This window comes from Nocardia sp. AB354 (assembly GCF_049538315.1).
Lineage (GTDB): Bacteria > Actinomycetota > Actinomycetes > Mycobacteriales > Mycobacteriaceae > Nocardia > Nocardia nova.
The window spans coordinates 128,754-141,131 of the sequence record NZ_JBMVFU010000014.1; the positions used below are offsets into that span (position 1 = coordinate 128,754).

A 12,378-nucleotide genomic window follows, 5' to 3' on the forward strand; every position below is an offset into this window, starting at 1 on the left:
TCGGAAAGTTGCCGACCCCAGGTCGGTATCGGGCGGAAAAAGTTGCGAATTGATATCACCGGCGTCACGGAATGGGTAATACCGCGTGGTCGAGGTGAAAAGTATTCACGCGGTGGGTAATCGGCCCTATCGCCTAGCGGCCGGGGTGCGGGCGCGGACCGCGGTGGTGGGATGCGAGACTGGGGAAATGTTGCGTATCGGTCTCACCGGAGGCATGGGAGCGGGTAAGTCGACGGTGGCGCGGCTGCTGGTGGAACACGGGGCTGTTCTGGTCGACAGCGACGCCATCGCCCGCGAGGTCGTCGAACCCGGCACCGAGGGCCTCGCCGCGCTCGTCGCGGCGTTCGGCCCGGAAATCCTGGCCGAGGACGGCAGTTTGAACCGCCCCGCGCTCGCGGCGGTCGCCTTCGCCGACGAGCAGTCGCGCACGACGCTGAACTCGATCACCCATCCGCTGGTCGGCCGGCGTACGACCGAGCTGATCGCCGCCGCGCCGGCGGACGCGATTGTGGTGCAGGACGTTCCGCTCCTGGTCGAGAACAATCTCGGCGCGATGATGAATCTCGTCGTGGTGGTGATGGCCGACGAACAGACGCGCGTGCACCGGCTCGAGCAGTTCCGCGGCGTGAGCCGAGCGGACGCGCTGGCGCGGATCAAGGCACAGGCCAGTGACGACCAGCGGCGGGCGGCCGCGGATGTCCTGCTGGACAACAACTCCGACGCCGAGGCGCTGGCGCCGCAGGTGCGGGCGCTGTGGGAGCAGCGCCTGGTGCCGTTCGAACACAATGCGCGCACCCGGACCCCGGCGCGCTCGACCGGCGCGGTGCGGCTGGTCGAGCCGGATCCGCAGTGGCCGGCGCAGGCGCAGCGGTTGATCGGCCGGCTGTGGCTGGCCTGCGGTGGCGATGCGCGCCGCATCGATCACATCGGTTCCACCGCCGTGCCGGGGCTGGCGGCCAAGGATGTGATCGACATCCAGATCACGGTCGCCGACCTCGCGACGGCCGACGCACTGCGAGACCGATTGGCACTCGCCGGTTTTCCCCTGGTCGACTCGGTCACCGGCGACAACCCCACACCGACGCCGCAGGATCCCGCGGGCACCGATGCCGAACTGTGGGCGAAACGTCTGCACGGCAATGCCGACCCCGGGCGGCTCGCCAATATCCATGTGCGCGTTGACGGTTCGCCGGGGCAGCGCTTCGCGTTGGACTTCCGCGACTGGCTGCGCGCCGACGCCGACGCCCGTACCGAGTATGCGGAGATCAAGCGCCGCGGGGAGGCAGAGGCAGCGGGCAAGGTGGGCGACGAGGCCGTCGAGGCCTACCTGTCGGTGAAGGAACCCTGGTTCGACAAGATCTACGAGCGAGTTCCTCGCGCCTGATACAGGCACCACCGGTACCGCGGTCAGCGCGATACGGAGGTGATCCGGTCGATCTCCGCGAGGTCCTCGGCGGTCGGATGCCACCGCCCGGCCCGGACATTGGCCTCGACCTGTTCGGGCGAGGTGGCGCCGGCGATCACCGAACTCACCGCGGGTTGCGCGGCGAGACCGCCGATGGCGACGTCGAGCACGGTGATCGAACGCTGCGCCGCGAAGTCCTCCAGCTGTTCCACGATGTCGAAAGCCGCGTCCGTGAGTGCGGATTCCCGGCCCCACGCCTGGATCCTGCTGCCTTCGGGCGCGGGCACGCCGCGCTTGTACTTCCCGGTGAGCAGACCGCTCGCCAAGGGGAAGTAGGGGAGCAGTCCGATCCCGTAGTGCTCGAGCGCCGGCACCAGATCGGCCTCGATCCCACGCCGCAGCAGGCTGTACTCGTTCTGCGCGCTGATGAATCGCTCGAGACGGCGCGTGCGTGCGGTCCACTCGGCGTCCGCGGTCTGCCAGCCGGTGAAGTTGGAATGACCCAGGTATCGGATCTTGCCCTCGTGGACGAGATCGTCCAGCGCCGACAGCGTCTCCTCGATCGGTGTCGCCGGATCGGGGCGATGGAGTTGATAGAGATCGATCCAGTCCGTGCGCAGCCGGCGTAGTGACTGCTCGACCGCCCGGCGAATATAGCGGCGTGAGCCACGCGCGCCCCAGTCCTCGCCGTTGTCCCCGCCGAGGCGGCGCACGTCGCTGCCGAACTTGGTCGCGATGACGACGTCGTCGCGTGTGCCCTGCAGGATCTCGCCGATTCGCCGCTCCGATTCCCCGTAGGAGTCGGCGGTATCGATCAGGTTGATGCCGTGGTCGAGCGCGGCGTGCAGCACCGCCCTGCTCTGCTCGAGATCGAGCTTCATCCCGAAATTGTTGGTGCCCAGTCCGACGACCGACACCGCGAGCCCCGAGTTCCCGACCCGGCGCAGCGAAGACGGCTCACCCATAGCTCTCCTTGTTCTCGAGGTTGCGTAGCTCGGCCCGGCCCGTTACCGCCAGCCGATCTCGATACCTCGCGAGCGCAGCCAGGACTCGAAATCGTAACCGTGCGAGGCGATTCCGTCGATCGCCCGGGTGGCGGCCTCGACCGCCTGCTGCGCCTGCGACGCGCTCAGATATCCGGCGGCGTGAGCGGCCAGGAGCTCGTCGACGTCGAGCAGAATCGCCTCGCGACCGGTGCGGACCACGATGTCGAGGTAGTGGTCGACCGACTTCCACATCTGCGGTCCCGCCGCCTCGAAATCGCCGATATCGAGGTAGAAGTCCTGGTCGCGCCGGTGGGTGGGGCGGAAGTGGAAGATGGTGGCGCGCAGCGACAGCTCCGGCAGCAGCCAGGATTCGAGGTAGTGGAATTCCGGATGATCGGCGGTGCGGGCCATGTAGAGCCCCCACGGTTCGGTCCGATAGGTTTCCACCGGCCGCACGAAGCCCTTCGGATCGGTGTTGGTGGACCCGGCGAGGTCGAAGTATTCGATCTTCGGCCGATGCAGATTGACCACATGCCCCTGCGTCATGCCCCGAATCTACCGCCGCGGGCCCGCAAAACGCCCGCTCGCGCCGCGATCCGGATGATCATCGACGCGAGCGGGCGGTGACGCGGTTACAGCCAGTGCAGGGCGATGCCCTGGGTGGTGAGCCAGCGTTCGAAGTTGTGATCGTGCGAGGCGATACCGTCGACGACCGCGGTGGCCTGCTCGAACGCGCGCTGAGCGGTCTCGGCCGATACGTGGCCGGCCGCGTGCGCGGCGAACAGTTCGTCGACCCCGTGCAGTTCGCAGACGTGGCCGTTGCGGGCGACGATGTCGATGTAGTGGTACTCGGCCCGCCAGCGCTTCGGCTCGATCTTGGCGAAGTTGCCGATATAGATGTGATAGATCGGATCGCGATCGTGTGCCGCGTTGATGTGATGCATGGTGACGCGGATCGACTGCCTGGGCAGCAGCCAGGTCTCGGTGTAGCGGTAGGGCGGGGTATCGGCGGCCCGGACCAGATACAGCCCCCACGGCTCGGCGTGATAACTGTCGACCGAATGGACGAAACCGCGGGAATCGGTTCTGGTGAGATCGGCGATATCGAAATATTCGACGTGCGGTCTGTGTGCCGTACCCGATGGTGGCACCGGAATCGGTGCTTTTCGGCCCGGAATGTTGCGATTCGACGGCATTGGGCTGACTCCATTGGGCGCGGCAGTGCGCAGAGTCCGGGTGACACGTTCAGCGAGGAAACCGGCCATAACACTTGCCCTTCTCGACTTCCGACCGGATCAGCGTACACCCGGGCAACCCCCTCCGGCGGGGTGAAAACGACACGGAATTCGGCTGATTCGGCCGTGCCGTGATCATCGACGCGGCTTGCGCTACCGGACATTTCGGGCATCTGGTCGGTTGATCCAATGCTGCGCGCGCGGTTGCCGGAGCAATGCTCCCGCAGCCCCGGCAAACCTCCGGCCAGGCCTGTCGCAATGGTCGGCGGCGGGGTTCCGGACCCGCCGGTGGGCGGGAGTGTGGCCGCGCGTTGGGGGAATTGTCGAATTACTCTGCGGGATAATATTTTCGGCCCGCAGGGGCCGAAACGTGGTGGCGTATTTCGAATTGTTCGGAATGTCCGAAAGGGGCGGCGGAGAATTGCGCCACCGGTAGCGCGGGCCGGGCCGAAATGATTGGCATACGGCATGTTCCGGAGGAGGGGACGGCCTCGGCGGGCCCGCCGGGTGTGTCGAGGCTCGATCCGGAGGGTCCGGCTCACGGTGGACGGTCCCGGGCATGTGCGGGTTCGGGCGCGCCGGCGGGGTCACACGGGGCAGCCGTCTCATCGAAGGCCGGAGGGCCGCCGGTTTTGCCGTGCGGTTGCCCCGCGTGGCCGTTGCGCACGCCGGGCGGCCGCACCGGCCGAGGCGGTGTCAGGGTCGTGCGGCGGCAGGCCGCTGCCGCCGATACACAGTCGTGGCCGAAAAATGATCACCGGGTGTCTGGCTGTGCCCGCGGTCACGGCGCCGGAACTTGTCGGTGCCGCGGCTTACCATGGTGACCATGGCTTTCGCAACGGAGATCCCCGCGGATTCGGACGCACCCGGCGGGCAGCTGCTGGCGCATTCGGAATTCCGGCCGATCGGGGCGATCGAGCGCTCCGACGGGCGGTTCGAGGTCGTCAGCGAGCATCAGCCCGCCGGTGACCAGCCCGCAGCGATCGCCGAGCTGGAGCGGCGGTTGCGTGGCGGCGAGAAGGACGTGGTGCTGCTCGGCGCCACCGGCACCGGCAAGTCGGCCACCGCGGCCTGGCTGATCGAGCGGGTGCAGCGCCCGACCCTGGTCATGGCGCCGAACAAGACCCTGGCGGCCCAGCTGGCCAACGAACTGCGCGAGATGCTGCCGCACAACGCGGTGGAGTACTTCGTCTCCTACTACGACTACTACCAACCCGAGGCCTATATCGCGCAGACCGATACCTACATCGAGAAGGACTCCTCGATCAACGACGACGTGGAGCGGCTGCGCCATTCGGCGACCTCGAGCCTGCTCTCGCGGCGCGATGTCGTGGTGGTCGCCTCGGTCTCGTGTATCTACGGTCTGGGTACTCCGCAGTCCTATCTGGACCGCTCGGTGCAGCTCGAGGTCGGTACCGAGGTCGAGCGCGACCGGCTGCTGCGCCTGCTGGTCGATGTCCAGTACACGCGCAACGACATGGCCTTCACCCGCGGGTCGTTCCGGGTGCGCGGCGACACCGTCGAGATCATTCCCTCCTACGAGGAGCTCGCGGTCCGGATCGAATTCTTCGGCGACGAAATCGAGGCGCTGTACTACCTGCATCCGCTCACCGGCGATGTGGTGCGTCAGGTCGACACCCTGCGCATCTTCCCGGCCACCCACTACGTGGCCGGGCCGGACCGGATGGAGCGCGCGGTCGTCGATATCGAGACCGAACTCGAACAGCGGCTGGCCGATCTGGAGCGGCAGGGCAAACTGCTCGAGGCACAGCGGCTGCGCATGCGCACCCAATACGACCTGGAGATGATCCGGCAGGTCGGGTTCTGCTCCGGTATCGAGAACTATTCGCGGCATATCGACGGCCGCCCGGCGGGGTCGGCGCCGGCGACGCTGCTGGACTACTTCCCCGAGGACTTCCTGCTGATCATCGACGAGTCGCACGTGACCGTCCCGCAGATCGGCGGCATGTACGAAGGCGATATGTCGCGCAAGCGCAACCTCGTCGAATACGGCTTCCGGCTGCCCTCGGCGGTCGACAACCGCCCGCTCACCTGGGAGGAGTTCGCCGACCGGATCGGCCAGACCGTGTACATGTCGGCCACGCCCGGCCCGTACGAGCTGGGCAGTACCGGTGGTGAATTCGTCGAGCAGGTGATTCGCCCGACCGGTCTGGTCGACCCGCAGGTGGTGGTCAAGCCGACCAAGGGCCAGATCGACGATCTGGTGCACGAGATCCGCGCCCGCACCGAACGCGACGAACGCGTACTGGTGACCACCCTGACCAAGAAGATGGCCGAGGACCTCACCGACTATCTGCTGGGCATGGGGGTTCGGGTGCGCTACCTGCATTCGGAGATCGACACGTTGCGCCGCGTCGAACTGCTGCGGCAGCTGCGGCTGGGTGAGTACGACGTGCTGGTCGGCATCAACCTGCTGCGTGAGGGCCTCGATCTGCCGGAGGTGTCGCTGGTCGCGATTCTGGACGCCGACAAGGAAGGCTTCCTGCGCAGTGCCACCAGCCTCATCCAGACGATCGGGCGCGCCGCGCGCAACGTCTCCGGCGAAGTGCACATGTACGCCGACAAGGTGACCGATTCGATGCGCCAGGCCATCGACGAGACCGAACGCCGGCGGGCCAAGCAGGTCGCCTACAACGAAGCCAACGGTATCGACCCGAAACCGCTGCGCAAGAAGATCGCCGACATCCTCGATCAGGTCTACCGTGAGGCCGACGAGACCGAGGTCGAGGTCGGCGGATCCGGACGCAATGCCAGCCGCGGACGCCGTGCCCAGGGCGAACCCGGCCGCGCGGTGAGCGCCGGCGTGTACGAGGGCCGCGACATCGCGAATATGCCGCGCGCGGAACTGGCGGATCTGGTGGCCCAGCTGACCGATCAGATGATGAACGCCGCCCGCGAGTTGCAGTTCGAGCTGGCCGGGCGATTGCGCGACGAGATCGCCGACCTGAAGAAGGAGTTGCGGGGTATGGACGCTGCCGGGCTGAAATGAGTTCCCGCACAGCATCTTTCCCGCGGATACGGCGGTGCCCCGGCCGGACCGGGGCACCCGTGCGGCCCGCTTCAGCTCTGCGTGGCCATCCACTCGTTGACCCGGCGCTCGCCCTCCTCGCGCGAGACGTCCTCGACCCGGGTCATGACCACCCAGCGATGTCCGAACGGATCCATCACCAGCCCGTAGCGGTCGCCGGTGACGAACGTCTGCGGCTCCTCGACCCGGGCTGCGCCGTGTTCGGCGGCGCGGGCGACGACCGCGTCGACATCGGGGCAGTAGTGCACGATGCTGGTGTGCACCCAGCCCGATTCGGGTGCGCGCACCCCGTGATCGGGGATGGGCATACCCATCTGGATGGTGGAATCGCCGATCGCCAGTTCGGCGTGCGCCGGTTGCCCGTCGGGGAGGTCGTTGCGGCTGAGCACCTTCGCGCCGAAGACCGCGGAGTAGAACTCGATGGCCTTGTTGCCGTCGGGTACGGCCAAGAAACAGTTGATGGAGTGATAACCCTCGGGAATGGGATTGACGTCGTTGCTCATAGGGACAACTCTCGGCCGTTGCGCGGAGAAGATCTTGGAAGAAGGCGACAATCTCGTCCGCGGCGGGAGACGATCCGTGCCGACCGGTGACGGGCGCGCGAAAGGCGCTGCACTGCAACCGGTTCCGGTACCACCACCGGAAGTGACCAAGGGCATTCTGCATCCTCGCGAGCAGGAGCGACACCGTCGGCTGATCCGCTTGCCGGCCGGTCCGGGCACCGCCGAATTCGTCGAATGGTATTGGTCGGTCTCCTGGGATCTGCGCGGCAGGCCGCCTTACCAGGCGCAGGTGCTGCCGTTTCCCTCGGTCAATGTCAGCTTCGAGCGGTCCGTCACCCGCACCGGCGGGTTCGTCAACGGCGTGACCACCGGCAAATTCGTCCGCGAACTGGCGGGGGAGGGTGAAACCTTCGCCGCGAAGTTCCGTCCCGGTGGCTTCGGTGCCTTCACCGGAATCGATGTGGGCGCCCTGCGCGATACCGCGATCGAACTGGCCGAGGTGCTGCCGGAGGCCGCAGGCCTGACCGAACGCGTGCTGGCGGCCGACAGCGCCGGCGACCGCCGCGACATCGTCGACGCATACTTCGCCCGCGCCGCGCGCCGCCGCACGCCCGACGACAACTATCTCCTGGTGCTGCGCATCATCGCCGCGATGGAAGCCGATCCGGACCTGACCCGCGTCGACCAGGTCACCGCCCGTTTCGACATCCCGATCCGCACCCTGCAACGCCTGTTCCGCCGCTACGTCGGAGCGGGCCCGAAGTGGGTGCTGCGCCGCTACCGGCTTCAGGACGGCGCACAACTGCTGGCGCAGGGCCGCACCGACGATCTGGCCACTCTGGCATTGGAACTCGGCTATTTCGATCAGGCCCATTTCAGTCGCGAATTCGCGAACGAGATCGGAATGGCGCCGCTGGAATACGCGCGCGCATCGCTACTGTCACACCACGCCTCACCGCGGGACTCGGCGCCGGATCGCTGATTCGTTTCGGCCGAACCGGTTCCGGGAATAACCGAACACATAAGTAGTTGAATGCTGTACTACCAGCCCGGCGGCGGTGCTGCCGGCCGACAGAGGAGTTGGCGATGAGTGTTCTGGTGCTGATCGGGCGGATTCTGTTCGTCATATTGTTCGCGAGTTCGGCGATCGGGCATCTGACGCAGGCCGATGCGATGACCGGTTACGCCCGCAGCAAGGGTGTTCCGATGGCGAAGGAGGCGGTGCTGGGCTCGGGGGTGGTGCTGCTGCTCGGGGCCTCGAGCGTGCTGCTCGGGGTGTGGGCCGATCTGGGTTCACTGCTGCTGTTCGTATTCCTGCTGCCGACCGCATTCCTCATGCATCCCTTCTGGAAGGAATCCGATGCTCAGGCCAAACAGGGGGAGATGATTCATTTCAACAAGGATCTGGCATTGGCCGGTGCGGCGCTCATGCTGTTCGCCTTCTTCGCTCATGTCGACGATCTCGGCGCCACAATCACCGGACCGCTATTCCACCTCGGATGATCGCGAACGGCCGCATTCGGCATTCCGTTTATTACCTCGCATATCCGGTAAGCGCCCGAATCGGTTCCCGCTGCCCGGAATTGTGAGTTCTCACCATCGCGCCCGGGTGTCGTTGTGCACCCGGGCAATCGAGGTCGGCGCAATTGGGGAATACCCCTTCTGTGACGAAAATCCCAGGGCCACAAGCGGGTTCGCAACTGCGACAACGATCGCAGCGAGATGGGTCTGCGGTCGGGATCCGCGCTGGTGAGACGGCTCGTGCGGCCATCCGGCCGGCTAATGTGGCGTGGGGATCGCGAGGCGCACCGATGTGATGTATTGCGATTGTCGATGATTCCGGCGCGATAGCGGTTATGGTCTAGCGCAGTTGCCCGCGCGGGTTTCTGCTCCGGAATTGCGCGCAGGCATCCGCCCACTTGTATGTTTGGAGGAAAGATGACCGCCTACCGGTCCATTGTCGTCGGTACCGATGGCTCGGATTCGTCGTATGTCGCTGTCGAGAAGGCTGCCGCGCTGGCCGGCGACGCGGGCGCCACCCTGTACGTCGCATGCGCGTACTACCCGACCGACGACCGCGATGTGGCCGCTGCGGCCGATGTCCTCAAGGACGAGGCCTACCAGGTGCGCGGCTCGGCGCCCACCAACGAGATCCTGCGCGTCGCGCGGGACAAGGCCGTCGCCGCCGGTGCGACCAACATCGTGGAGCGGGCCGTCGTGGGCGAACCCGTCGAGTCGCTGCTGAACCTGGTCAAGGAGGTGGAGGCCGATCTGCTGGTCGTCGGTAACCGCGGCCTCAACACCCTGACGGGGCGCTTGCTCGGCTCGGTGCCCTCCGACGTCGCGCGCAAGTCGCGCAGCGACGTCCTGATCGTGCACACCGTGCGCTGACGTTCGCCCGACCTGCCGCCCGGGTCCTCAGCGCAATGCGCCGAGGACCTCGGGCAGTGTGCCGGTGTGAACCACCGATAATCGCTGTGTGGCACGGGTGAGCGCCACGTAGAGGTCGTTGAGTCCGCGCGGCGACTCGTCCAGGATGGCCTGCGGCTCCACCAGCACGACCGCGTCGAACTCCAGGCCCTTCACCTCCGCCACCGTCAGCACCTGCACGGATTCGCCCGCCAGCGAGGCGAATTCGCTCACCGTCGCATGTGGGGCGAGCACGGCGGTGATTCCCGGCTCGCCGGCCTCGGCGTCGACGAGTTCGGTGACCGCGGCCAGCGAGCCGCCGGCCGCGACCTGCACGGCCCGCGGCGCAAAGCCGGATTCCCGGACGGAGCGGGGAATGGTCGCCTCCGGGTCGATCGCGGCCAGCACATCGGCAGCGACCGCCATGATCTCGGCGGGCGTGCGATAGTTGACCGTCAGCTCGGTGAGCTTCCAGCGCTGTGCGACATAGGGTTCCAGCATGCGCTGCCAGGACGAGGCGCCCGCCGGATCTCCGGTCTGCGCGACATCGCCGACCACCGTCACCCAGCGATTCGGAATGCGCCGCATCACCATTCGCCACGCCATCTCCGACAGTTCCTGCGCCTCGTCGATGATCACGTGTCCGTAGGTCCAGCTGCGATCGCCGGCAGCCCGCTCGGCGGTCGTCTGGCGGTTGCGCACATGCTGGCGTTCGGCGAGCTGTCCGGCGTCGATCAGGTCGTAGGCCATGAGGATTTCCGGATCCAGATCGTCTTCGAGATCCTGCGGCGCCGAACCGGTCAGGATGTCGAGCGCCTCCTGCGCCTCGGCCAGCTGCGCGCGCCACCGCCGCCGCGAGCGTTCCCGCTCCTCCGCGTCGTCGATGCCCAGCAATTCCGCCAGCTCGTCGAGCAGCGGCGCGTCCGCCGCCGCGAAAGCGGGCCCACTCGCCGCGTCGAGCGCGCGGAACAGCTCCTTGCGGTCCTCGGCGCTGAGCCGGTCCGCGGCGTGCGCGAGCCGCTCCGGCTCGGCCCACAGGTCGGAGAGCACCTGCTGCGGGGTCAGGATCGGCCACAACTGCGCGATCGCGCGCTGAATGCCGGCGTCGGCACGCATCTCGTCGCGAATCTCGGTGAGGTCGGCCTGGCTCAGCAGATTGCGCCCGGAACTCGACGGCCGCCGGCCCGCGGCGGCATCCGCCTCGTCGACGGTGTCGGCGAACTGGTCCTTGCCGATGATCTGTGCCAGCTGGTCGGTCAGCGCGTCGACCACCGAGGCGGCGAAGATCGGGCGGGCGAGGTTGTGCGGGCGGCGCGAGGAGCGCGCCCGGCCGCGCGCACGGGTGGCGATCTTGCGATCCAGCGTCAGCTCGTACCCGTCGAAGTCGAGGCGGACCGGGTCACGCGGTACCTCCTGCCGGTCGCGCACCGCCTTCTTCAGCACATCGATCATGTCGAGCGAACCCTTGAGTTCGCCCGCGCGCAGCGAATCCTCCAGTGTCGCTTCGACTCCCGGATACAGATTGCCGATCGTGGACAGCAGCACGCCGGTCTCGCCCAGCGACGGCAGCACTTGGCCGATGTAGTCGAGGAAGGTGGAATTGGGCCCGATGATCAGTACGCCGGCCTTGTCGAGCTGCTGGCGGTAGGTGTAGAGCAGATACGCCGCACGATGCAGCGCGACCGCGGTCTTCCCGGTACCCGGACCGCCCTGGACCACCAGCACGCTGCGGTGTTCGGAGCGGATGATGGCGTCCTGCTCGCTCTGAATCGTCTCGACGATATCGGTCATGTGGCCGGTGCGCGCCGCGTTCAACGCGGTGAGCAGGGCGCTCTCACTGCCGACGCCGCCGTCGTCGGAGTCGATCGCGCCGGCCCGCCGTGCCATTTCCAGATCGAGATATTCGTCGCTGATACCGGTCACGTTGCGGTTGCGTGAGCGGATGTGCCGGCGCCGGGTCACGCCGTCGGGGGCGGCGGTGGTGGCGAGGTAGAACGGGCGGGCCAGCGGGGCCCGCCAGTCCAGCAGCAGGGTGTTGTAGTCGTCGTCCTCGTCGAGGATGCCGAGGCGGCCGATGTAGCGGTACTCGCCCTCGGCGCCGTCGTCGCCGGTGTCGTCCGCGGCCAGATCGATCCGGCCGAAGCAGAGCCCGTTCTCGGCGGCGTCGTATTTGGCGAGGTCCTCGGAGTAGAGCTGGGTGAACGATTCGCGTTCGCTGCGGGCCTGCGGCGTGCCGCCGGTCTCGAGCAGCACCGTCTTCAACCGGCGCTGCGCGTACTCCCGCATACCGTCGAGCCGCTGATACAGCAGGGTGAGATAGCTCTGCTCCCGCTCCAGTTCGGCAGCGCGATCGGTGGCGGGGCGATCCTCGGTGAGGCGGTCGGGCAAAACGGAACTCCTTGTCACCACAGGGGCCGAGCGGGCCGCGCGCGAAGAGAACGGAATCGTCGAGTCTAGTTCGGGTTCGCGGGACTCGCCGTAGTCGCAGGTGAACGCGTCGCGCACAGGGTAGTGAAATGTTGCACTACCGGGAACGGATCGTAGAAGTGATGCAGGAGTCGCTTCCAGTCCTGATAGTCCGTGGAGCCGCGGAAGCCCTCGGTGTGATCGCTGAGTTGCTCCCACTCCACCAGCAGCAGATAGATGTTCGGCGACTCGGCGGACTTCGACAGCGTCAGCGACCGGAACCCCGGCGCCCGGGCGATCAGGGGGCGCGCCTGCTCGAACGCCGCCTCGAACTCGGCCGTGCGATCGGGCCGGACGGGCAGCAGCGCGTGTTCGAGGATCATCG

11 protein-coding genes are annotated in these 12,378 nt (G+C 67.2%); 5 read left to right on the forward strand and 6 right to left on the reverse strand.

The window, feature by feature from the left end:
• The first annotated feature begins 187 nt into the window (after positions 1 to 187).
• Positions 188 to 1,384, forward strand: a complete 1,197-nt coding sequence (coaE, locus tag ACPCUW_RS20800) for a dephospho-CoA kinase (protein ID WP_423426516.1) — start codon at positions 188 to 190, stop codon at positions 1,382 to 1,384.
• A gap of 23 nt (positions 1,385 to 1,407) precedes the next feature.
• Here the strand turns inward: coaE and ACPCUW_RS20805 are convergent, their stop codons facing one another.
• From ACPCUW_RS20805 to ACPCUW_RS20815, 3 genes are all read right to left on the reverse strand, one after another.
• Positions 1,408 to 2,370, reverse strand: coding sequence for an aldo/keto reductase (locus tag ACPCUW_RS20805; protein WP_423426518.1), 963 nt, complete (start codon positions 2,368 to 2,370; stop codon positions 1,408 to 1,410).
• A gap of 42 nt (positions 2,371 to 2,412) precedes the next feature.
• The gene (locus tag ACPCUW_RS20810) at positions 2,413 to 2,937 is read right to left on the reverse strand and encodes a DUF402 domain-containing protein (protein WP_423426520.1); all 525 of its coding nucleotides are present in this window, start codon (positions 2,935 to 2,937) and stop codon (positions 2,413 to 2,415) included.
• Between the two features lie 86 nt (positions 2,938 to 3,023).
• Positions 3,024 to 3,587: a hypothetical protein gene (locus ACPCUW_RS20815; RefSeq protein ID WP_082856930.1), complete on the reverse strand. Its 564-nt coding sequence runs from the start codon at positions 3,585 to 3,587 to the stop codon at positions 3,024 to 3,026.
• Positions 3,588 to 4,452: 865 nt separating this feature from the next.
• Between ACPCUW_RS20815 and uvrB the strand changes: the two genes are divergently transcribed.
• Positions 4,453 to 6,636, forward strand: coding sequence for an excinuclease ABC subunit UvrB (gene uvrB / locus ACPCUW_RS20820; protein ID WP_305779691.1), 2,184 nt, complete (start codon positions 4,453 to 4,455; stop codon positions 6,634 to 6,636).
• 71 nt (positions 6,637 to 6,707) lie between these two features.
• Here uvrB and ACPCUW_RS20825 read toward each other — a convergent pair whose 3' ends face one another.
• Entirely contained in the window at positions 6,708 to 7,178 is a 471-nt protein-coding gene (locus ACPCUW_RS20825) for a VOC family protein (protein ID WP_030514599.1), read from the reverse strand.
• A 142-nt stretch (positions 7,179 to 7,320) separates the two neighbouring features.
• Here ACPCUW_RS20825 and ACPCUW_RS20830 point away from each other — a divergent pair, with 142 nt between their 5' ends.
• The 3 genes from ACPCUW_RS20830 (at position 7,321) to ACPCUW_RS20840 (ending at position 9,569) form a co-directional block, all read left to right on the forward strand.
• Positions 7,321 to 8,160, forward strand: a complete 840-nt coding sequence (locus ACPCUW_RS20830; RefSeq protein WP_231982774.1) for an AraC family transcriptional regulator — start codon at positions 7,321 to 7,323, stop codon at positions 8,158 to 8,160.
• A 104-nt stretch (positions 8,161 to 8,264) separates the two neighbouring features.
• Positions 8,265 to 8,681, forward strand: coding sequence for a DoxX family protein (locus ACPCUW_RS20835; protein ID WP_063013048.1), 417 nt, complete (start codon positions 8,265 to 8,267; stop codon positions 8,679 to 8,681).
• A 435-nt stretch (positions 8,682 to 9,116) separates the two neighbouring features.
• Complete coding sequence (locus tag ACPCUW_RS20840) at positions 9,117 to 9,569, forward strand: universal stress protein (RefSeq protein WP_030514596.1); 453 nt, start codon at positions 9,117 to 9,119, stop codon at positions 9,567 to 9,569.
• 27 nt (positions 9,570 to 9,596) lie between these two features.
• Here ACPCUW_RS20840 and ACPCUW_RS20845 read toward each other — a convergent pair whose 3' ends face one another.
• Both ACPCUW_RS20845 and ACPCUW_RS20850 read right to left on the reverse strand, forming a co-directional pair.
• Complete coding sequence (locus ACPCUW_RS20845; protein WP_305779690.1) at positions 9,597 to 11,975, reverse strand: HelD family protein; 2,379 nt, start codon at positions 11,973 to 11,975, stop codon at positions 9,597 to 9,599.
• Between the two features lie 65 nt (positions 11,976 to 12,040).
• Entirely contained in the window at positions 12,041 to 12,376 is a 336-nt protein-coding gene (locus tag ACPCUW_RS20850; RefSeq protein ID WP_423426523.1) for an antibiotic biosynthesis monooxygenase family protein, read from the reverse strand.
• Between the last annotated feature and the right edge of the window lie 2 nt (positions 12,377 to 12,378).

Coding starts and splice junctions, on each gene's coding strand:
- ACPCUW_RS20810 (WP_423426520.1), bottom strand. CDS start 2,937: ATGACGCAGGGGCATGTGGTCAATCTGCATCGGCCGAAGATCGAATAC.
- ACPCUW_RS20840 (WP_030514596.1), top strand. CDS start 9,117: ATGACCGCCTACCGGTCCATTGTCGTCGGTACCGATGGCTCGGATTCG.
- ACPCUW_RS20825 (WP_030514599.1), bottom strand. CDS start 7,178: ATGAGCAACGACGTCAATCCCATTCCCGAGGGTTATCACTCCATCAAC.
- uvrB (WP_305779691.1), top strand. CDS start 4,453: ATGGCTTTCGCAACGGAGATCCCCGCGGATTCGGACGCACCCGGCGGG.
- ACPCUW_RS20805 (WP_423426518.1), bottom strand. CDS start 2,370: ATGGGTGAGCCGTCTTCGCTGCGCCGGGTCGGGAACTCGGGGCTCGCG.
- ACPCUW_RS20815 (WP_082856930.1), bottom strand. CDS start 3,587: ATGCCGTCGAATCGCAACATTCCGGGCCGAAAAGCACCGATTCCGGTG.
- ACPCUW_RS20835 (WP_063013048.1), top strand. CDS start 8,265: ATGAGTGTTCTGGTGCTGATCGGGCGGATTCTGTTCGTCATATTGTTC.
- coaE (WP_423426516.1), top strand. CDS start 188: ATGTTGCGTATCGGTCTCACCGGAGGCATGGGAGCGGGTAAGTCGACG.
- ACPCUW_RS20850 (WP_423426523.1), bottom strand. CDS start 12,376: ATGATCCTCGAACACGCGCTGCTGCCCGTCCGGCCCGATCGCACGGCC.